Below are 21269 nucleotides of genomic sequence, written 5' to 3'. Positions count from 1 at the left end.
ACAAATTGTACCTTTTTTTGTAAATATACGCCTCTACTTTTACCGCATAATCTACGCGGTATGAATATTTTAGACAGGGCATTCAGTGACATGTTTTCCGAAAAGAGGGCTTCTTCCAATTCGGGAAAATCCGTCATGAACGACTTCTTCGGGTTTTTCGGAACCGGAATCAAGGGAAAGAATGTCAACTACAAGAATGCCTTGAGGCTTTCGGCTGTCTATAATGCCGTTGACCAGATATCCAACTCAAACGCGATCATTCCCTACGGTGCATATAAAAAGACCGTTGAGGGAAGGGAAAGGCTTTACACCCATCCGGTTGACAGGCTCCTTTCTTCAGAACCTGACGGTTCCGACGGCTACATGACCGCCTTCGTGTTCAAAAAGCTTGCTACCGTTTCGGTGCTTCTCAGGGGGAATGCCCTTTTCAGGATAAAGACCGAAAGGTCCGGAAACCAGAAACTCAAGTACATTCCCTGGGACGATGTTGCCGATATCAGGAATGCCGACGGAAAGCTCGTGTATATCATCAAGGATGGCACACGGTTATTGGCTGACGAGGTGCTACACTTCAAGGGCTTCTCACTTAACGGTATTGTCGGTATTTCGGTGATATCCTATGCGGCCATCCAGATGGGAATGGCACTCGAGGTGCAGGAGTTTTCCGCAACGTCCATTGCCAACAAGGGGGTACGTACCGGGGTTGTGGAAACCGAAAAGGCCGTAACAGAAGGCAAGGGCAAGATAATCGAGGGATGGAAGAACGCCATGCAGGCGGCAGGACCCGACAGGGTCGTGGTGCTGGATGACGGCCTAAAATTCAAGCCGATCACAATTACCCCTCAGGAAGCGCAGATTATCGAAATGGCGCGCTTCGGTGTTGAGGATATCGCACGCTGGTTCAACATAGCCCTGCACAAGATCAAGTCGATGCAGGCATCCACCAACAATAACATAGAGCAGCAGACCATCGACTACTCGACAGATACCATGCTTCCGCACGTGACAAACTTCGAGCAGGAGTTTGCCAAGAAGCTATATACGGAATCGGAAAAGCAGCAGGGATACTTTATCAAGGGCAACATGAACGTGCTTCTGCGTGCCGATTCGAACAGCCGTGCAAACTACTACGCAAAGGCTATCAATTTCGGATGGGCCACAAGGAACGAGGTACGCTCCCTGGAAGAGCTCAATTCGCTTCCGGGACTTGACGACCCGCTTACGCCTGCAAATACGCTTACGATGGAACAGATTGACGCAAACCTAAAACAGCTAGAACAATGAGCAAGGAAAAAGACTATATAAGGGCCTACGAGGGTGCCGAGCGCCGCTATTTTGCCGGATCCGAATTCCGGGTAGAAAAGAGGGCGGATGAGCAGGAGCTGAATGTGGTGGAGGGCTACGCGGCACTTTTCAATTCACCGACAGTTATTGCCGACTGGTACAGGGAAGAGATCCTTCCGGGAGCATTCGACGAGGTGCTTGACGATGACGTGCGCTGCCTTTTCAACCATGATCCAAATTTTATACTTGCCCGTTCAAACAAGGGAAAGGGAACCCTGGAACTTGTACTGGACGGTAAGGGGCTGCTTTACAGGTATACCACCCCGGACAGGCAGTTCGCCCGCGACCTTCAGGACGCAATCGAGCAGGGGGACGTTACGCAGTCGTCCTTCGCCTTCAGGCCCAAGGAGACCAAATGGACACAGGTGGAGGGGGAAATGGACCTGAGGCAGATCGTGAAGCTGGAAAGGCTATACGATGTTTCTCCGGTAACCTATCCTGCCTATACCGACACGACGGTGGCAAAAAGATCACATGAGGCATTCCTTACGGAAATGGCAAAAGATATTGAGACCAGGACGGATGATCCCGGAGATGAAAAGACGGTATCGCTACGCGAAGCCCAGATAATTATTAACGAAAACTTACAGAGATGAAAAAATCCGCCGAATTAATCAAGCAGAGGGCAGAACTAATTAATGCCCAAAAACGCATGCACGAGCTTGCGGAAAAGGAGACAAGGGATTTTACGGCAGAAGAGTCGGTAGAATTCAGAAACCTGCAGGGCCAGATCGATGCCCTGAACGAAAAGATCAGGGATGCCGAGGCATTTGAGGAAAACATCCGATCTATGGCCGGAGGCGCACCATCGGTAACCGATCTTGGAAACGGGGAGAAAAGGGAACATGATGAAATGAAAAAGCGCTATTCGCTGCACAAGGCAATCCGCTCCCAGATGCCTAACGGAAAACTTGACGGTGTCGAGCTTGAGATCCACCAGGAAACCTCAAAAAGGGCAGCAGAGGCCGGAGTGAGCATTTCGGGTGTTGCAATCCCGATGCCGGAGAGAAGGGCGGACGGGCAGACCGTGACCCAGGATTCGGGAGCCTACGGTGCCAACCTGGTGCCTACGGAACTTCAGTCGCCTATCGAATTCCTCCGTCCAAGCCCGGTACTCGAAAAACTGGGTGCCAGGTTCCTTACGGGCCTTCAGGGCAACCTTAAGTTTCCTACCAATGACGGAGGCATCACCGCAACATGGGAGGGCGAGGTAGACGCCGTGGGCAATACCAAAAATGCCTACGGATCGAAAACGATGAGTCCGAAAAGGCTTGCCGTAAGCACGCTGATCTCATTGCAGAACCTTGCCCAGTCTGCAATCGACCTGGAAATGTTCACAATCGAGGAAATCCGTGCCGCAATCGCAAACGCGATTGACATTGCCGGTATCAACGGCAGCGGGTCCAACGACCAGCCGCTGGGTATCCTGAATACTTCGGGGATTAATACTATTGCAGGAGATACCAACGGGCTTGCGCCTACATGGGCACAGATCGTTGACATGGAAACGAAGGTCTTTGTTGCCAACGCCAACTCTGCAAGAATGGGCTACCTAATCAACCCTGTTACAAGAGGGAAACTGAAAGTGACCAAACACCAGGCAGGCGACCTGAACTACATTATGGGCGTTGACGGAACGGTTAACGGCTATAACGTGGAAACCAGCAACCTTGTACCTTCCAACCTTACAAAAGGGACGGGAACGGGACTTTCGGCTGGTATCTTCGGGGATTTCAGCCAGCTTATCATCGGGCAGTGGGCATTCCTTGACCTGTCAATCGATGACAAGTCGAGAAAGAAGGAAGGCTACGTGGAAATCACGGCAAATACGTTCCTGGACATGATGCTGCGCCATCCGAAGGCATTCTCTGTCGTTAAGGACTGGATCACAGCCTAAACCATACGGACCATGAAAAAGGTAAGGTTCATACTGTCACCCACAGGCCTTTACGGCCTGGGGTACAATATCGGGGACGTGGCGGAATTTGAGGCCAAGCAGGCAGACGAGCTCATCGAGAGCGGCTATGCCGAGCCGGCAGAAAACAAGGCCGGGAAGGTAAAGGCGGAAACGCCTGAGAACGCTGCAGACAAGGCTGCGGCAGGTTCGGAAAAAAGATAGGAACATGATAACAAGCATCGAGACGATACAGGATCCGGACAACCTTGTGGTGACACTGGCACAGGCCAAGAAGCACCTGAAGGTAGATGCGGATTTTACGGAAGAGGACGACCTTATAGAGACCTATATCGGGTCGGCACAGGCCAATGCGGAAGGATACATCGGAAAGGCTGTGGGAAGCCAGAGACTTGTCATAGTCATTCCTGGATTCGAGTCCGTAATCTTTGCGGCATCGCTCAACGATACGGTGGAAAAGGTGGAGTACTATCCTGATGGCGACGATTCGATGGAAACTCTTTCGGAGGAATCCTATTCTCTCAGAAAGCACGGTCTTGAAGCACAGGAACTCAAATTTAGGGATCCGCTTCCGGCACTTTCCGTAAGGGATGATGCCGTTAAGGTAACGATAAAAAGGGGATTTTCAGCTTCCGACTGTCCCAAGCCCATTAAACAGGCAATCCACCTGATGGTAGGCGACTCCTACGAGAGGCGTGAGGACCGCGGGGAGATAGGATACAATTCGGCCAGCGCATCACTTATGAGGCAGTACAGGAAATGGCAGTAGCGAATCCCTACATAGGAAAGATGGACCGCCTTGTGGATATCAAGAAGACGGTAAAGACGCAGAGCGATACCGGTGCCCAGAAGACGGAGGACGAGCTTGTCTGCCGGAGCTGGGCGGCGCTGGAGGAAGGACGTGGCGGCGAGGAACTTGAAGGAAAGGTGATGCACGGTGCGGACCTCGCCTACGTCATGCGCTGGAATTCTGACGTGCGAAGGAACGGCAAGGACTATGTCCTTATCGATCGGGACACCAGGTACAGGATCGTCCATGTTGAGGAACTGGGAAGGAAACGCCACATGAGGCTAAACGTTACGGTTTATGAGTAATGCAATGTTCGGCCTGGACGTGGAAGGCTTCCCGGAACTGGTAAGGAAGATACAGGAGCTGTCGGAGGACAGGGGCAAGCGCCGGGAGATACTCGGCCTGCTACGCAGCACCGCAGGGGCTACCGTGCGTGCCGCAAAGGCCGCCGCACCCGTATCGTCCAGAAGGCATACGGCAAGGAAAAGGATTATCAGTCCCGGAAACCTCAAGAAGTCCATAGGCACGATTACCGGAAGGAAAGGAAAGTCCGCCGAAAATCCCACGGTATATGTAGGCCCCCGCGTAAGGGGAACCAACGACGGCTGGTACGGCCACATGGTGGAAGCGGGCCACAACGTCTACCGTAAGGGCTTCAAGAGGTCCAGGAAGGCAGGTGCCGCCAGGAACGTTTCCGGCGCACGGAAAAGGGTAGAGGGAAGCTTCTACATGAAACGGGCCTTCGAACAGACAAGGGGGCAGGTAACGGCCGAATCCGAAAAGAAGGTGGCCAGGTACATACAGAGAAGGATTGACGCATTAAGCAGGTGACATGAAGCAGACAGGAATAGAACTATTCGAATACCTCACATCGCTCCCGGAATTTACGGCCGTGATGGGTACCAGGCTTTTTCCCCTGGTCTCCGACAGTGACACGCCGTTCCCGTTTGCTATATACGGGGTGAGGGCATTTCCGGGCTCGAAGGATTCCGACAGCTACGAGATCACCCTGAGCGCCTATTTCGGGCCGAACGCCTACGACGAGTGCGCGGGCTTCTGCGACATGCTCAGGCCGCTATTGGAAGACAAATACGGGTGGACCGATTCTTCCGTCGACGTGGCGGAGGAGGACTACTCATTTATAGGAACTATTAATCTTAAAACACAGTAAAGATGGCAGCAGGTCAGATCTACAAAGGAAAAAATGTGCGTTTCCGCTTTGAGGGGAAGACGCTATACCACGCAACAAGCTGCGCGGTTTCGGTGACAACGACCCTCGAGGGGATCGCCACCAAAGATACGGACGGAACGGTTTCGACACCGTCCAATTACGAATGGTCCATCACGACCAATGCCCTTGTCGCGGACAAGCCGGCATCGTCCACGACCCAGAGCGACTTTATGGATATCCTTTCCCTGCAGCTAGCGGGTACGGAGATTGACATCGAGTTCACTACGGATACCGCTGGGGATTTTGTACTCAGCGGCAAGGTGTACGTGGAGAGCTGCAATATAACGGCAGAGGTCGGAAACTCGGTTTCAGGGGACTTCTCCTTCAAGGGTAACGGCAACCTGACTAAAGGCATCGTTTCGTAATGAAGAGGCTGGAGATAAAAATCGGGAACAGGACCTACTTCCTTAAGTTCGGGTACGGGTGCTTCCGGCACCTGGCCGAGACTTGGGGGGTTCCGGGACTGACAGATATCATCGTAAAGTTTTCTTCTGTCGGTACAGGAGGTGATATAACATTGAATGATATGGAGATGTTTATTGACCTTGCGAGGTCTGCGGTTTATGCAAATGGTAGCCTGGAAGAAATTAATGCTTTCGATGGTGATGATTTTGGGGATGAGTTGCTAAAGGATCCGAGCCTTATTTCGACAATTGTAGCTCATTTTATGGAATCATTACCTAAATCCGACAGTAATGAAGGGGGGTTGGGAAAGAAAAAAGCGGTGAGGGCGAAGCCGGATCTGCCGAACTAGACTGGGACGATCTTGAGCGGCTTTCTGCCGAACTCGGTATCGGTATTCTTGACCTTTACGGGATGACGCCCAGGGAATTTGCCAACGCCGCCCAGGGAATACAGAGAAGGAGGCTGGAGGACTACCGCCTGCAGTGGGAAACCACAAGGATGATGATGTTCAGCTTCTCCTCACCGTACATGAAAAAGAAGAACGCCACGCCCCAGGACGTGCTGCAGTTCCCCTGGGAGAAGGACGAGACAGAGATCGACCTTGTGAAGGAGGAGGAAGCCGTACAGAAACAGAAGGAATTCTGGGAAAAGATTGATAAGGGAAAAGCCACATTATGATGTGGCTTTTTTTATTTAAAAAAGGTACAATTTGTACCTTTCCAATTACCTGCATGCCATTACTTTTAGCATTACTTTAAATGTAATGATATGGCATCACTGGCTCAGATAAACGTAGCCTTCAGGGCGAACCAGCAGCAGTTCTCTACGGAACTGCAGAATGTAAAAAGGATGGTCGAGAAAGCCGGGAAGGATATGCAGGAGGTTGGCAAGAAGATGTCGCTTGCATTATCCGTTCCCCTGGCCGCAATGGGTGCGGCGGCAATCAAGTATGGTTCCGATTATGAGGAAAGTGTCAACAAGGTGGACGTTGCCTTCAAGGGGGCATCGGACCAGGTAAAGGCCTTTTCAAAAAACTCCTTAGAAGCTTTCGGAATTGCCGAAGGTTCGGCCCTTGATATGGCCGCCCTTTTCGGGGACATGGCGACATCTATGGGGCTGCCGACCGACAAGGCGGCGGACCTTTCCACTTCCCTTGTGGGGCTTGCCGGCGACCTCGCATCATTTAAGAACATCGGAATCGACCAGGCTACGACTGCCCTTAACGGCGTGTTTACCGGGGAGACCGAAAGCCTCAAGATGCTTGGTATCGTGATGACCGAGGCCAACCTGCAGCAGTTCGCCTATTCGAAAGGGATCCGTACGAAAATCAAGGACATGACCCAGGCCCAGAAGGTTGAGCTTCGCTACGCCTACGTGATGGCGCAGACCACCAATGCGCAGGGAGACTTTGCAAGAACGGGAGGAGGGGCCGCCAACCAAATGAGGATCTTCCAGGAGAGCCTCAAGCAGCTCGGGGCACAGTTCGGGCAGGTAATCCTTCCGGCATTCACAAAGGTAATCACCCAGGTCAATTCGATGATAAAGAGGTTCAGCGGGCTGAGCGATACTTCAAAGACCGTGATTGTGGCCGTTGCGGGCATAACTGCCGCAATCGGTCCGCTGCTCTATGCTGTAGGTACCGTTACGGCAATGGTACCGAAGATGGCAGCGGGATTCGAGACCGTAAAGACAGCCATGAAAAGCTTCTCGACTTTCATTGCGGCTAATCCCCTTACTGCGATAGCTGCAGGAATTGCCCTTGTGGTTGCGGGATTCGTGGCCTATAACCGTGCAGCCGATACGACTGTCAGCAAGGCTAAACTTTTGGATGAAATAAACCAGAACGCCGCAAAGTCCATAGCTAAGGAAGTCACCGAAATGGATACCCTTGTAAAGATAGCGAAGGACGAGAACAGGAGCAAATCGGAAAGGATCAGTGCCATCGAAAAGATAAACAGGATATCTCCCGAGATGCTTGGCAATATAAGCCTGGAAAATATAAATACCGACAAGACGACCAAGGCTATAGAAGCTTACAATGCCATGCTTGAGAAAAAGGCGTTCCAGCAGTCGATCGCTACCAAAAAGCAGGAACTCTATAACCAAAAGGTTGAGAAGGAAATGCAGAACCTGACAGCGGGAGGATCCTCGCAGAGTATTTTTGACTGGATATCAGCCGACCTTCTAGGGTTTGAGCAGAACCTGATTCGGAACGAGAAGGAATTGGAGGCGTATATAAAGAAAATAAACCTGACAGGCGAAAGTGCCGCATCCCTTAGGGAACACTACGCCAAGCTTATAGCCATAAGAAAGTCCGAAACCGACGCTATCCAGAAACAGATTGCGGCGCTTGACGAGATGGCGAGTGCAGATGCGGATCAAATAACTGGGCAGGAAGGAACCGCTGCGGCAGTCAAAAAAACGATAGAATACTACGAGAAGCTTATAACCGAACAGAAAGAAATACAGAATACCGTAGCGGAAAGCAATTCGGCCTTTGCAAATGCCCAGACCAAAATCGACGCCTACCAGAAAGCTATCGACAAGATAAGCGGAAAAAGACAAACGCTAGAAGCTGTTAATGTTTCAGGATTCAAGACCGAAGAGCTTGCCGGTTCAATTGATGATTTCCAAAAGCAGATATCGCGTCTTGAAGAGGAAAAGAACCGTTTCGGTGTAACCGCGTTACAGGCAGAAATGTATGCTGCTAAAATAAGCGCTTTGAAAATAAAAATTGATCTATTGGAAGGAGATCCTTTTGCAACTACCGCAAAAGAAATGGAAGATTGGGAGGCTAAAATGTTAAAGATGAAAGAAACTACTGAAAATGCAGCTCAGCAATTAAGAGAAAAAGCTACAATGATTGCTGAGGCATTTAGTACTGCTTTTGAAGGTTTGGGAGGTAGGATAACCGAAGCTTTAGGTTTAGCAGCTACTGGTATGCAAGGTTTTTTAAAAGTATTGCTTGAAACGACTGTTAAGCTTATTTCTATGATGCTTGCACAATCGATTGCGACATCTGTAGCTAATGCAACAAAGTCTGCTGCAGCTACTGGTCCTGCAGCAATCTTTACCCAACCGGCATTTATAGCAACTGCTATAGCAGGTGTATTATCTGCGTTTGCGGCAATTCCAAAATTTGAAACAGGTGGAGTGGTAGGAGGTAATTCTTATTATGGGGATAAGATTTTGGCCCGTTTAAATAGTGGTGAGCTGGTGCTAAATAAACCACAGCAAAAAAATCTTATGGATCTTATTGAGCCTGCCGGTACAAATGTGAATATTGTACTAGATGGGGCTTTTAAGATCAACGGAAGTGATCTTGAATTAATCTTAGATAGGGTTGCAAAACGTAATAATAGGATCAAGTAATGGCACAGAGGTTAAAAATACAGCTCCTTTCGCAGCCAAATCCCTACCAGGTAATGACCTTCACGGTATTTACCAGTGACGGGGTATACTTTCGGAACAATTCCATCGTATTCGTTCCCGGAGCATCCTCAGGTCTTGCCGGCGTGCAGATCGGACCGACGCTTGCCGATACTGTCTCAAGGCTGTTTGCAAGGCTGTCGGAAAGCTTTTCCGATACCGTAACGTGGTGGAGCATGGAATCCGGCGACATATACCTTAACTTCTATGAGCCGTCGTCCCTGAACCTAAACTATATCACCAGGTCATGGCTGCATATTGAGCTGGTTGCCGTTTCGGATACGCCTGTGGAAATCCTGCAGCCCTTTACGGTGGGTTCGCTTTCCTTAGAGATAATCGACACCTATGAAAACGACAGGCCGCTGGTGGAAGAAATGACCCAGGCCAACGCGCCAATGCTTCGGTATGACGGTGGTGACGACATATACGAGCCACTTATGGCTTCCACACTTGACTTCAACCTGCTTGTAAATGATGCTTCCGATGCGAAGTTCTCGCACCTGTTTACGGGTGATGAGAACCGTTACAGGGTAAGGCTGACCAATACGGATCCGGATGGGGAGCAGCAATTGGTTTGGCAGGGCTTCCTGCTTCCGGACCAGTACAAGGAGCCTTACAGGAACGGCGTGTTCTTCGTAAGCTTTACGGCTGTGGACATGGTATCGACCCTTAAGGGAAAATACCTCGATCCGTGGATGTACTATGCGCGCTATACTCTTCCGGAAATCATCTCGATGCTCCTGAAGATGACGGGGCTGGAACAGAGAATAACAGTAAGACCTTCCCTTGTGAACGCTTCGCCTCTTATAGCCTGGAAGAATATAATCGTCAACCTGGAACCGTTCTTTAAGGATGGCAAACCTTCGGACGCCTACAAGATATTGGAATCCATCCTGATATCGCAGTGTCTTTCATTAAGGAGTTATAGAGGCGAATGGCAGATAGAGGGGTTTACCAGAAGGGGCGAACTTGAGGGACCTGTACAGGTTTTCGGTCCGGACGGGGCGTATCTCGGCACGGGAACCGCCTCAAGGCAGCAGGTAGATTTCGAAATGCAGGCCGAAAGCCCGAACCTTACCTCCATAACCCCGTTCAAGACAGTGGATGTAGATTTTTCTTATGATGAGCAGAAAAATCAATTTCCAGACGACGTACTAATCAGGAACTCATTCTTTGCCGGATATAATAACGATGCCTTTGACAGGACAACACCCACAACAACCTATTTCAACCAATGGAAGAAAATTGGTGCTACATATCTGGACCTGATGAAACCTACAGAGGAATTTTCGTTTAAAAAGAAGAATATCTATACACTATATGTGGTTTCAGAGGCGGAATCGCTTACAAACTATTACGAGTGTCCCGTAAAGCCCTATGTAAGTCCGGGAAGGGTGTACGAGTTCGAGTTCGAGTCGGTACTACGTATAGGACATGGCTTAGGTGTTGTTCCTGACCAGTTTATGGGTCAACTTTCAAGGGGTGATTTTGATTCACAGGTAATGTTTCAGATACTGCTTAACGGTGAAGAAATAAGGAGTAACAGACCCTCGTCTCCAACATTTGGACAAAACAAATACGATGAAAGAATTTATGATTCCTACGTGACTAATCAGGGTAGAATGGGAAGTATTGTTTATAAGGTAACCTTTAAAATTAAACGGGAATTTTCCGTATCGACAGATGGTTACCTAACTTTTAGAATGCTTGCGCCTATTAATGAAGGATTTGGCGGGGAGTTCGGTTATCAATATTTCGAGGTAATGCCAAAGGTGCTTAAAATAAGTGTCGTAGAAGGGGGTGTTGAGTCTGAAAATATTTCTGCTAAAAGAAATATAAATTATACCCAGACAATGGGTTTGGACCTTCCGATTACCTGTTCTGTGAATTTTGCCGTACCCAACAGCTTTAGACTGGGAGACAGGATCGGGCAGACCTCAAGGGATATCCCTATGGTATTCCAGGAGGATGCGGCCTTCTACCAGGTTTTCCCGCCACTGAACAACCTGATGCTCAGCTTCAGGAAAATGCAGATTCCCGAGGATATTTCCGCCTACCTGTTCGACAAGGGCAATACCAAGGCCGTATACCTTGAGAGGGCGGACGGCACAAAAGAGCACTTCTACAGCCTGTACGTAAGGAACGAGCAGGCCGGCAGGTTCCTGTACAGCCTTACCGACTGGCAGGGAAGGCCAAGGATACCGAAAGACTACAAAAGGCTTCCTGTGGCAGGGGCCGGCGACCAGCTGAAGATACACCTGTCCGACTTTACCGAGGAGGACTACTCGAAGCGGGAATTCTGGAAGGTGTTCGGTCTTGACGGATGGGAGGAAACCTATCCCCGGACAGTGGCCAACGCCTACCACTGTACCCGAAAGGATCCGGTACTGAACCTTGAGACCGGCCTGCTGGGGCTGATGTTCCCGGACCAGGTCTATTCGCTTTACTTCGACGGGCAGGACAGGAAGTTCCTTCCTACCCGCCTGGAGCTGGACCTTACCGGAGGCAAGACGCAGATGAACGCAAAAGAATATTCCGTAAACCAGATAACAGACATAACCTATGGCTAGCATAATGAAGATAACCTTCCTGGAAAGGAACGATGCGGACGATATCGCCAAAAAGATATCGGATTCCGTGCCTATGGAAATAGAGATTGAAAACTCCTATGCGGAACTGAAGGAAAGCTCAATTTCCGTAAACGACATGGACACCGCCACCCTTGCGGCGCTCTACAAGCTTTCGGATGCGTGCACGTATACCTTCGAGGACGGCGCTTACGTGTTTGTGGTCCGCCTGTCAGGCAAGGATTTCGACCTGACGGATTCCTATATAAGGGATGCCGCGGATATCGTAAAGCCGATGCCTGCCATACCGGACGGGACCGTCCTTATGGCAAGGTTCGAGATACCCGGATTCGGTACCAACAGCTTCAGGGAGATACCGGTCTGGTACAATACCGCCTTCGATCCTGCGGACCTTGTCTCGCTTTCCGAAATCGGGATATCGCTTACCGGGGACGGAGGGGCATTTACCATAACGAACAATACTGACTGCAGGGTCGGCTTCTTCAAGCCGGAAACCGCACCGGAAAGGTACATAATAGACTATGACGGCGAAGGCCAGGTAATACAGCCATGACAAACAACACCATACATATCATAATATTCAGGCCCAGGAGGTTCGATGACAATTCCGGGCAGTTCGTCCGCTACAGCAACACCGGCATCCTATGGAGCCATGCAAACGTAAAATTCAGCAGCTAAGACATGAGAGAGACAATCAATATAGGAACGGCGCCCTTCGACCCTTCGGCAGACAACCTGCAGGTGGGAGGGGCAAAGATAAATTCCAACTTCCAGGAACTGTATTCCAAGTTCAACGGCATCATTTCTATAGGAACCATAACAAATGAAGGGAACGTGTACACCGTACCGGCTGGAGCCGAGTGGAGCATATCCGGAATCGACTATACGAACGCGCTGCCTTACATATTTACGGTTGCGGACGCTTCTCCGGGATTCAAGAGGATAGACCTGCTTATAGTACGCCCGTCGGGTTTTGAGCTTGTCGTAGGTACGGAATCTGCAGGCGTGGTCAATCCTCCCGACATTACGGATTCCGCAAACGCGATAGAGGTAAAGCCCTATTTCATAAACGGAACGGATATCGACGACGGGTCGGAGCCGGTCGTGGGTGAGGGCTACGTTTCCCAGAGGAATTTTGCCGAAATCGTCTTTTCCGGTTCGGGAAGGACAACCCTGAGCATCCTGCCGAACCTTGGCGGTATCAGGTTTACGGGTGCCAATACGTCCTTTGAGGGCGTAAACGTGCACAAGCCGGAAAACCTATGGCCTGGCAAACCTTTCAAGATAAAGAACATGCAGGCGATAAGCATGACCCTCAAGCACCTTACCGGCACGGTCTTCCAGATGTCCTTTCCGGGCGGTACGGACCTTGTGGCAAAGCCCGGGGAGATCATCTGTTTCGAATGGTATCCGAAAACGGACGGAAGCTGGGAGCTCCAGTACATCGGCCACAGCGATCTTGCGGAGGCAAAGGCCTACGCCGATACCAAACAGGCACAGCTGGTGTCCGGTACCAACATCAAGACCGTAAACGGCGAGAGTATCCTGGGATCGGGAGACCTTAAGGTAAAAAGGACGGCGTTCATTAGGCTAGGGTTTGCAACCACGAGCCTTGCAGCTTCAAGCCAGTGGTTCGTATCCACCAGGGAAAGCTCCAACCTGCTGCAGCTTGTAATGACTACGGACTCAACCTATAACAACACCACCAGGACACTTGGCGAGGGGCGGGCATCAGGGGATATCATCCCTTTCAACTGCAAGGTCAAGTCCATCAGGTGGGCATCAGGAACGATCGGCACGCCGATAACCATAAACGTGCATTCCTGGATTCCGGCCGGATCTTCCACCTCTGCCAACTTTACGGTAGGTTCCAAGACCATAGCGTCAACGACGGGCGGCGAGAACTTTGACTTTACCGGATCGGAAATCGACACGGCCACCATGCTTGCCAAGGGTGCCAGGATTTCCGCATTCCTTTTCAATAACAACGTGGCGACCGGTGCGCTGCGTTACAACCTATTACTAATCGAAATCGAAGAAGTGTTATGAAAGCGAGAATTATCGACGGCTACATGTACGGTGGCCTCTATGGTGAGGATTTCCTTACCAACAATCCCGCCCTTGCGGCAATATGGGAGCTTACGGATGTCCTTCCCGGACCGGGCAAGATATACCGTCCGGAATGGGACGGTGAGAAATGGTTTGAGGCGGCAACGCCTGCAGAGATCCTGGAGTACCTTCAGCCGGAAGTTGACGCCATCAAGCGGGAATACGACGTGCTGCTCGAAGACCTATGCAGGAAGCCTATGAGGCACTTTATTATGGAAGGTATTCCGATTCCCGTCGAAATCAAGACGGAGTATGACAGGCTTGTGGCCGAGTGCAATACCCTTATCCAGGAAATAATCCCTACGGAGACCTATTCAAGGCCGGCCAAAACACCAAAAGGCAAATGATGCGCGAGATAATCAACATGGCGCTGCCAAAATTTACCCTTCTGGCAATGTTCCTGAAAAAACCGTTGGTTACTACTCTTGCTGTCGTTCCGACAGTGGTTGTAACAAAACTCGTGGTTGATTTTGAGAACGTTGCCTGGGTACTGTTTTGGATGTTCTTGGCGGATCTTGGATCCGGACTCTGCGCATCGTATTTCGAATGGAAAAAGTCAGAACCTGAGGAGCGATGGTTTTTTGGAAAAGGCGAGGGATTCAGCAGTGAGAAGTTTAAAAAGATGTTCTGGAAGGCTATCGTATATATTGGCCTGCCTTATATGATGATTAAGTTCCAGGAGATCCTTATGCTTAAGAATTTCAAATATGAAAGGATTTCGGAAGCGGAGTTCGAGTATGCGACTATCGTGCTGATAGTATTCTGCCTGAATGAGGGTTTTTCGATATTCCATGAAAACCTGCCGAAATGCGGGTTCAATTTATGGAGTCAGATAAAGAGAATGATCGGGTTCTATAAGAAAGTCAAATCAGAAATAGATGAATAATTATGGATAATGTAACAAAACAGAGAATTGAGCTGCTTCATCCTTCCGTGAGGTGTGAGGTAACAAATATCATTGACGAATGCGATAAGGCGTTAACCGGTCGGGCAAAAGTTAGGATAACTCAGGGATTGAGAACAAATCCGGAACAGGATGCGCTTTATGCTCAAGGCAGAACGAATCCAGGTAAGAAAGTGACCAATGCTAAGGCCGGCCAGTCAATCCATAATTATGGATTTGCAGTTGACATTTGCCTGATTATCGATGGGAAAGAAGCATCATGGGATACGGCTAAGGATTGGGATAATGACGGAATTGCAGATTGGTATGAAGTAGTGAAGATTTTCGCTCAATATGGATGGGAATGGGGTGGTAACTGGAAAACATTTAAGGACATGCCGCACTTTGAAAAACGAGGCTTTACTTGGCAATCTTTGTCAGCTAAAAAACGTGATAAATTAGGCTATGTTATTCTGATGCTTATAATTTCATTGATGTTTTCTGCTTGTGGTTCCAGAAAAACAAACAAGTCTAAGACGAAAGATGAATCAAAATCAAATATAGAACTTCAAGCAGATGTAAAAGCTGCTGAAAATTCAAAAGTTGAAAACGATATCAGCGAAAACAAATCGATTGCTACACAAAGTAAAAGTGAAGAAAAAGAAAATCACATGAAACCCGTAGATCCTGCCAAGCCTATGAAGAAAACCGAAACGGTAAACGGAAATACAAAAACAACGACATGGGAAAACGCAGAAGTGATTGAGAAATCAAAAAAGGAAGAATCAAAAAAAACAGAAGATTCAAAAGTTACTGACAAATCTGTTTTGACTTCAGGATCTTCTTTTGAAGCCTCAGCCGATTTAAAAGAAGCTGATGAAAAATCTTCTGAAACTGTAGTTAAGAGTGCTGATGTAAAAAGAGGTTTTAACCCATGGTGGTTTTTGCTTCTCATTCTTCCGGTTTGTGTTTTTTGTTATTGGAGAATAAGATAACGTACTAACTTTTTTAGTTATATATCATAAGGCGTATAATTAGACGCCTTTTTTTATTCATGCTATTGTAAAATGTTATTTTTACAAAAAAAAATATCATGGCAGAGAATTTTTATATTCGTTTAAAAGACTATTATCTACAGGTTGGGAAAGTACTCAGGCAAGAAGCTGGTACTTCCACAATATTTCCAAATAGTACCGATATAGGTGTTTCAAGAGAAAGGATTTATGCTGAGTTTCTTAAGCAGCATCTTCCTTCAAAATGTAATGTTATGTTCGGAGGGTTTCTTTTTCATAAAAATGGTCAAGAATCAAAACAGCTAGATATTATTATTAATACAGATACTACTCCACGATTTGATTTTAATAATAAAGATGGAAGCGGAAAAACATTTAGTCCTGTTGAAGGGACCTTGGCTATAGTGTCAGTTAAATCAAAACTGGATAAAAAACAGTTATATGATGCTCTAGATGGTATTGCGTCTATTCCGCCAACTGAATCATTAGAGAAAAGAATAACTGGATTTGTTAATATAAAAGATTATGAGGACTGGCCTTATAAAATTATTTATGCTTCAGATGGCCTGAATGGCGAAACATTGCTAAAGCACTGTGATGAATATTATCTAGAAAATCCAAATATTCCAATTTCACGAAGACCTAACATTATTCATGTTGCTGGTAAATATTATATTATGAAAGTAGGGATTGAAATGGAATTATTAGATAAAAAAACAAAAAAACAAGAAGTTTATAATTCTGAAATTGGCTCATTCAGCTTAATGCATGATACTGAATCTGATTTACAAGCTATTATATGGTCAATATATAATATTCAGATTAATTGCACTGCTTCTAATCATATACTGTTTAATTATGCTTGGCTTATAAACCAAATTAATAATTTTATATAAAGATGTAAACACAATCTTACAACAGATGTTAATCCATGTGAAATATAAAAATCAATTACATCATTTTAAATAGCTTTGCAGAAACTAAGCTAATATGAAGGTCGTAAAGATGCATGAAAATGATGTACTGGAGTTCTATTCGGCCAATACAGATACGGCAATAAGTTTGCCTTTTGTTGAAGGCGGTGTATCTGCCGGGTTTCCATCCCCGGCAGAGGATTTCCTGGAAAACGAACTGGATTTCAATGCAACCTTTATCAAGCACCCCGGTTCGACCTTTTACGCCAAGGTAAAGGGAAATTCCATGAAAGATGCCGGCATTTCAAATGGAGATATTATGGTAATTGATAAATCCCTGGAGCCTAAAAACGGAGACATTGCGGTATGCTACCTGGACGGTGAATTTACGGTAAAGACCATAATGATAGAGAAGGAAGTCGTGTGGCTGGTTGCGCAGAACGAACAGTATGCGCCTATCAAGGTGACGGCCGAAAACGAGCTTATTATTTGGGGAATAGTAATCAACGTAATAAAGACTTTCAGATAATGTTTGCCCTTATCGACTGCAATAACTTCTATGCGAGTTGCCAGCGGGTTTTCGACCCGTCCCTGAACGGCAAGCCGATTGCCGTGCTTTCCAATAACGACGGCTGCGTAATCGCGCGTTCCAACGAGTGCAAGCCTTTTGTCCCGATGGGTGCGCCGGCACATGAATACAAGGAAGTATTTGAGAAAAACAATATCCATGTTTTTTCCAGTAACTATGCCTTATACGGCGACATGTCGAAAAGGGTAATGTCTATACTTTCTGAATTTACGCCCGATATGGAAGTGTATTCCATAGACGAGGCCTTCCTGAAGTTTATAGGGTTTGAGAATTATGACCTGCACGAATACGGCAAGTCCATCCATAAGCGTGTGCGTAAATGTACCGGCATACCGGTATCGGTAGGAATCGCTTCGACAAAGGCACTGGCAAAGATTGCGAACAGGATTGCCAAGAAGTTTCCGGAACGCACGGGAAATGCCTACGTCATAGATACGGAAGAAAAGCGCCTCAAGGCCCTCAAGTGGGTAGGGATTGGTGATGTATGGGGAATAGGAAGGAGGCACGCAAAAAGGCTCCTGGCACTGAATATAAAAACCGCTTATGAATTCACGCTGATGTCCGATGAATGGGTTCGCAGCAACATGACGGTGGTAGGTCTGAGGCTGAAGCATGACCTTATGGGAATCAGCAGCATCGACTTTGAGGAAAAGAAGCCTAAACAGAACATAGCCTGCACGCGAAGCTTTGCCGGTATGCTGACGGACAGGCAGGACCTCAGGGAAAGGATTTCTACATTTGCCGGCACGGTTGCCGAAAAGCTTCGAAATGATAAGCTTCATACAAACGCAATCGATGTGTTCCTTATGTCGAATCCATTTAGGGAAGATCTGCCACAGTATGTAAAGACAATCAGGATAAAGACCGAATTTCCGACCAATTCGACTTTTGAAATCAACAGGATCGCAATATTGGCTATGGATATGATATACAAGCCCGGAATCCATTATAAGAAGGCTGGTGTAATCGTACATGCAATAACGCCTGCAGACAGTTTCCAGATGAAGATTTTCGGAGGTGAGAATCCCAAGCACCAGGACATACTTAATATCGTAGACAGGCTTAACAGGAAAATTGGCGACACCAAAATAAGGCTAGGAAGCCAAAGCCTGAAACGTAAATGGAAAATGAGAAGGGAAAGACTGTCGCCTTCCTATACCAGCCGCTGGAGCGACCTGATTACCGTTAACTGTGAAAACTGCTAAACGGAATATTTCTTATGTAAAAGTTGGAATATTTTTTGTCAGAAATTGGAATTGATTTGTATTTTATCGGCTAACATATTTCATAAGGAAATATCTCAGTAGTACAGTCGAATGAGCTGATTACCTCAAACAGTCCGTTGTCCCTGGTCTGCATGTCGTAGCGGTCCTTGTAGAAATTGTCTACATCGTCACGCTCGTGCCCGACAAGTTCCCGTATAAGGTCCGGCTCCAGCCTTTTTATTTTAGCCAGGTTCTGGAATGTGTGCCTGGCCACCTTTATGCCTAAAATGCCGCCGGTCGGCAGGACATCGATTCCGGCATCTTCCTGGACCTTCTTCAGATCTGAGCTCAGGTTGCGCCTGAACGTCTCGTAACCTTCCTTGTCTTTTCTCCACGGGAAAAGGTATACACCCTCATCGGAAACGTACCTGTCAATAATGGCCTTTGCCTTGGGGTGTACGGCCAAGTCAATCATAAGGTCGGTCGAGGTCTTCGACCTGGTAAAATACACACGGTTCTTACGCAGCTGGCGCTTTTCAAGAAAGTAGATGTCGATAAGGTCCGAACCTCCGAAATAGAACTGCAGCAGCCAGAAGTCGCGGGAGCGGGCAGGGGCACCGGTAAGCTCCAGCCTTTCCAACCTGAGCAGGGAATCCTTGTCGATATACTTTTTCTTGTTGGAATAGCTCTTTACCGCAAGGCCTGCAAATATCCCGGAGAAGGGATTGTCATCCCTCTTTATCTCCAAGCTCTTGCAGCCGTTGTAGTAGATGGCCCGTATTGTCCTGAGGTAATGGTTTATTGTAGACTTGCTATTGCCAAGGGCTTCCTGGTACTGCCTGAACTCAAGGAGCGCCCTGTATGTGATATCCCCGAACCTGAGGACAGGGTGCACGGCCTTGAGCTGTGCAACCGCATTTTCGTAAACCTTCACGTTGCCAAGCTTTTTATTTCCGTCCTTCATGTTGCGTTTTAGCACGGCATTGGCAATCTTGGTCATCGTGGCCGTGAGCTCTGCGGAAAACTCGTAGAAATCCTTTCCCTGCCTTCCTGAGATGGAATCCAACATCATCTTCAGTGCGGTATCCACATCTCCTATGCGGTTTGCCACGATCCTTTTGGCTCGTTCCTTGTATTCCTTTATGACCGGTTCGAGGATATCGTAATCCGGATGCCTCCTTGAAATGTTTTTCTCGTCCTGGAGGAAATGTTCCGGATGGCACCTTCCGACAAGTACCTGTTTCTTTTTCTCCTTTCCGTCCTTGGAATGGGATATCATAAAAACGAGGGGGAAGCCGCCCTTTTTTTCCGGCTGCGAGGTGATAAGTTTTAGTTCGATTGTCATAATTTCCCGTATTCGAAAAAACTTCGATTTTCTATTAATATCTACTGAAATCTACAGGTAAATATAGAAAAAAAGGAAATACGAAAAACACTGAAAACAAGCAGACCCCTAGAATACTAGGGGTCTGGGCTTGTGAACGCAGAAGGATTCGAACCTTCGACCGCCTGCTTAGAAGGCAGGTGCTCTATCCAGCTGAGCTATGCGTCCATTATTTCAATACCGTCGGGGTGGCAGGATTCGAACCTGCGGCCTCCTGCTCCCAAAGCAGGCGCGATAACCGGGCTACGCTACACCCCGAAAAAAAAGCGGAGAGACAGGGACTCGAACCCTGGCGACGATTGCTCGTCGACAGATTAGCAATCTGCTCCGTTACCACTCCGGCACCTCTCCTTAATAAATTCGTAAGAACTTATCCTTTTTTGCGGTTGCAAATGTAGCTTATCATTCTATAAATTACAACTATTTCGTAAGTTTTTTTATCTTTTTTTTACATAAAAATTAAAATGTATTAACACTCAGTACAATAGAAAAATATTTTTCAGGTCTGTTTTTCTCAATTTTGCTTCGCCGGTAATGACTTTCTCTTAACCGCAGTATAAATTGAACAGGTATTACTATCTTTATTGCTTATTAAATCTTTTTAAATGTGATTCACAGATGGAGGCCCTACTTATTAATAAACACGAAATCCTCAAACGTTACAAACCTGTCTCAGTCCAGGCCCATAAGGGAACACAAGGGCATACGCTAATTATTGGTGGAAGCTATGGGAAAATAGGTTCCATTATCTTAGCATCAAAAGCAAGTTTAAAATCAGGTTGTGGCTTGGTAACAGCTTTAATTCCAAAGTGCGGCTATACCAGTATTCAGACTTCATTTCCGGAAGCAATGGTTATTACTGATAAGGAAGAAGCTTATATTTCAGAAATAGAATTTGAGATTATTCCCAATGCTATTGCAATAGGCATGGGTATTGGCCAACACGAAACAACCCAAAAAGCATTTATAAAATTCTTAAAGAATAACAACAAACCGCTATTGATTGACGCCGATGGAATCAACATACTTTCAAAAAACAAAGAACTGTTTGATTTTGTTTCGGAACAGACAATATTGACTCCTCACAGGAAAGAATTGCAAAGACTTATTGGAGATTGGAGTTCTGAAGAAGAGATGATTGAAAAGGCAGCTAGGTTGACCGAATCAAAAAAATGGATAATTGTCATAAAAGGCGCCCCAACGCAAATAATTTCCGGTAATGTAATCTATACCAACTCAACAGGAAATCAGGCCTTAGCGACAGCCGGAAGCGGTGATACGCTTTCAGGAATTATAGTTGGCTTATTAGCTCAGGGATATACGCCGGAAGATGCTGCAATACTTGGCGTATATATTCACGGACTAACAGCAGACATTGGCTCAAAATCGCTCGGATACCAAGCTTTTATAGCTTCTGATATTATTGAAAATTTGGGAAAAGCTTTTTTATCTTTGGACGAAAATTTTTAA

22 protein-coding genes, 3 tRNA genes and 1 pseudogene are annotated in these 21269 nt (G+C 47.3%); 22 read left to right on the top strand and 4 right to left on the bottom strand.

Features of this window, described 5'->3' with window-relative positions; genetic code table 11:
* Nucleotides 1-60 precede the first annotated feature (60 nt).
* The 21 genes and pseudogenes from ASG38_RS16575 to ASG38_RS16475 all read left to right on the top strand — a co-directional run bounded on the left by ASG38_RS16575 (nt 61) and on the right by ASG38_RS16475 (nt 18415).
* On the top strand, nt 61-1284 hold the full coding sequence (locus tag ASG38_RS16575) for a phage portal protein (RefSeq protein WP_056073636.1): 1224 nt from the start codon (nt 61-63) through the stop codon (nt 1282-1284).
* Nucleotides 1281-1940 (top strand): HK97 family phage prohead protease, encoded by a 660-nt coding sequence (locus ASG38_RS16570; protein ID WP_056073635.1) that lies wholly within the window; start codon nt 1281-1283, stop codon nt 1938-1940. Before ASG38_RS16575 ends, ASG38_RS16570 begins: the two co-directional genes overlap by 4 nt.
* Nucleotides 1937-3241, top strand: a complete 1305-nt coding sequence (locus ASG38_RS16565; protein WP_056073633.1) for a phage major capsid protein — start codon at nt 1937-1939, stop codon at nt 3239-3241. Before ASG38_RS16570 ends, ASG38_RS16565 begins: the two co-directional genes overlap by 4 nt.
* Nucleotides 3242-3253: 12 nt before the next feature.
* Nucleotides 3254-3463 (top strand): hypothetical protein, encoded by a 210-nt coding sequence (locus tag ASG38_RS16560; RefSeq protein WP_056073631.1) that lies wholly within the window; start codon nt 3254-3256, stop codon nt 3461-3463.
* A gap of 4 nt (nt 3464-3467) precedes the next feature.
* Nucleotides 3468-4028 carry a head-tail connector protein gene (locus ASG38_RS16555; RefSeq protein ID WP_056073629.1) on the top strand — a complete coding sequence of 187 codons (561 nt, stop codon included), beginning with the start codon at nt 3468-3470 and terminating at the stop codon, nt 4026-4028.
* Entirely contained in the window at nt 4019-4354 is a 336-nt protein-coding gene (locus ASG38_RS16550; protein WP_056073627.1) for a head-tail adaptor protein, read from the top strand. The genes ASG38_RS16555 and ASG38_RS16550 overlap by 10 nt, the downstream gene beginning before the upstream one ends.
* Nucleotides 4347-4880: an HK97 gp10 family phage protein gene (locus tag ASG38_RS16545; RefSeq protein WP_157486201.1), complete on the top strand. Its 534-nt coding sequence runs from the start codon at nt 4347-4349 to the stop codon at nt 4878-4880. Before ASG38_RS16550 ends, ASG38_RS16545 begins: the two co-directional genes overlap by 8 nt.
* Before the next feature lies 1 nt (nt 4881).
* Nucleotides 4882-5220 (top strand): hypothetical protein, encoded by a 339-nt coding sequence (locus ASG38_RS16540; RefSeq protein WP_056073622.1) that lies wholly within the window; start codon nt 4882-4884, stop codon nt 5218-5220.
* A gap of 2 nt (nt 5221-5222) precedes the next feature.
* On the top strand, nt 5223-5645 hold the full coding sequence (locus tag ASG38_RS16535; RefSeq protein WP_056073620.1) for a phage tail tube protein: 423 nt from the start codon (nt 5223-5225) through the stop codon (nt 5643-5645).
* The gene (locus tag ASG38_RS16530) at nt 5645-6034 is read left to right on the top strand and encodes a hypothetical protein (protein ID WP_056073618.1); all 390 of its coding nucleotides are present in this window, start codon (nt 5645-5647) and stop codon (nt 6032-6034) included. The genes ASG38_RS16535 and ASG38_RS16530 overlap by 1 nt, the downstream gene beginning before the upstream one ends.
* Before the next feature lie 62 nt (nt 6035-6096).
* Nucleotides 6097-6363, top strand: coding sequence for a hypothetical protein (locus ASG38_RS16525; protein WP_056073616.1), 267 nt, complete (start codon nt 6097-6099; stop codon nt 6361-6363).
* A 90-nt stretch (nt 6364-6453) separates the two neighbouring features.
* Complete coding sequence (locus tag ASG38_RS16520; protein ID WP_056073615.1) at nt 6454-9057, top strand: hypothetical protein; 2604 nt, start codon at nt 6454-6456, stop codon at nt 9055-9057.
* The gene (locus ASG38_RS16515) at nt 9057-11684 is read left to right on the top strand and encodes a hypothetical protein (RefSeq protein ID WP_056073612.1); all 2628 of its coding nucleotides are present in this window, start codon (nt 9057-9059) and stop codon (nt 11682-11684) included. The genes ASG38_RS16520 and ASG38_RS16515 overlap by 1 nt, the downstream gene beginning before the upstream one ends.
* A complete protein-coding gene (locus ASG38_RS16510; protein WP_157486200.1) occupies nt 11677-12255 on the top strand; it encodes a hypothetical protein in 579 nt (192 codons plus the stop codon). The genes ASG38_RS16515 and ASG38_RS16510 overlap by 8 nt, the downstream gene beginning before the upstream one ends.
* A gap of 128 nt (nt 12256-12383) precedes the next feature.
* Nucleotides 12384-13751: a hypothetical protein gene (locus tag ASG38_RS16505; RefSeq protein WP_056073608.1), complete on the top strand. Its 1368-nt coding sequence runs from the start codon at nt 12384-12386 to the stop codon at nt 13749-13751.
* A complete protein-coding gene (locus ASG38_RS16500; RefSeq protein WP_056073606.1) occupies nt 13748-14158 on the top strand; it encodes a hypothetical protein in 411 nt (136 codons plus the stop codon). The genes ASG38_RS16505 and ASG38_RS16500 overlap by 4 nt, the downstream gene beginning before the upstream one ends.
* Entirely contained in the window at nt 14158-14697 is a 540-nt protein-coding gene (locus ASG38_RS16495; RefSeq protein WP_162239715.1) for a phage holin family protein, read from the top strand. Before ASG38_RS16500 ends, ASG38_RS16495 begins: the two co-directional genes overlap by 1 nt.
* Before the next feature lie 2 nt (nt 14698-14699).
* Nucleotides 14700-15170, top strand: a pseudogene (locus ASG38_RS18345) (M15 family metallopeptidase); the annotation flags it as partial.
* A 617-nt stretch (nt 15171-15787) separates the two neighbouring features.
* Nucleotides 15788-16603: a DUF6602 domain-containing protein gene (locus ASG38_RS16485; protein ID WP_056073603.1), complete on the top strand. Its 816-nt coding sequence runs from the start codon at nt 15788-15790 to the stop codon at nt 16601-16603.
* A 94-nt stretch (nt 16604-16697) separates the two neighbouring features.
* Nucleotides 16698-17150, top strand: coding sequence for a LexA family transcriptional regulator (locus ASG38_RS16480; protein WP_200937047.1), 453 nt, complete (start codon nt 16698-16700; stop codon nt 17148-17150).
* Nucleotides 17150-18415, top strand: coding sequence for a Y-family DNA polymerase (locus tag ASG38_RS16475; protein ID WP_056073598.1), 1266 nt, complete (start codon nt 17150-17152; stop codon nt 18413-18415). The genes ASG38_RS16480 and ASG38_RS16475 overlap by 1 nt, the downstream gene beginning before the upstream one ends.
* 70 nt (nt 18416-18485) lie before the next feature.
* On the opposite strand, the gene ASG38_RS16470 is transcribed toward ASG38_RS16475, so the two are convergent.
* The 4 genes from ASG38_RS16470 to ASG38_RS16455 form a co-directional block, all read right to left on the bottom strand.
* On the bottom strand, nt 18486-19760 hold the full coding sequence (locus tag ASG38_RS16470) for a phage integrase SAM-like domain-containing protein (RefSeq protein ID WP_056073595.1): 1275 nt from the start codon (nt 19758-19760) through the stop codon (nt 18486-18488).
* Nucleotides 19761-19893: 133 nt separating this feature from the next.
* A tRNA-Arg gene (locus tag ASG38_RS16465) sits at nt 19894-19967 on the bottom strand.
* 15 nt (nt 19968-19982) lie between these two features.
* Nucleotides 19983-20057: transfer RNA gene (locus ASG38_RS16460), tRNA-Pro, on the bottom strand.
* Nucleotides 20058-20066: 9 nt separating this feature from the next.
* A tRNA-Ser gene (locus ASG38_RS16455) sits at nt 20067-20150 on the bottom strand.
* A 267-nt stretch (nt 20151-20417) separates the two neighbouring features.
* Here ASG38_RS16455 and ASG38_RS16450 point away from each other — a divergent pair.
* Entirely contained in the window at nt 20418-21269 is an 852-nt protein-coding gene (locus tag ASG38_RS16450; protein WP_056073594.1) for an NAD(P)H-hydrate dehydratase, read from the top strand.

The organism is Flavobacterium sp. Leaf359 (genome assembly GCF_001423985.1).
Lineage (GTDB): Bacteria > Bacteroidota > Bacteroidia > Flavobacteriales > Flavobacteriaceae > Flavobacterium > Flavobacterium lindanitolerans.
The sequence above is the reverse complement of the archived record's forward strand: the minus strand, read 5'-3'. Positions and strand labels throughout refer to the sequence as shown.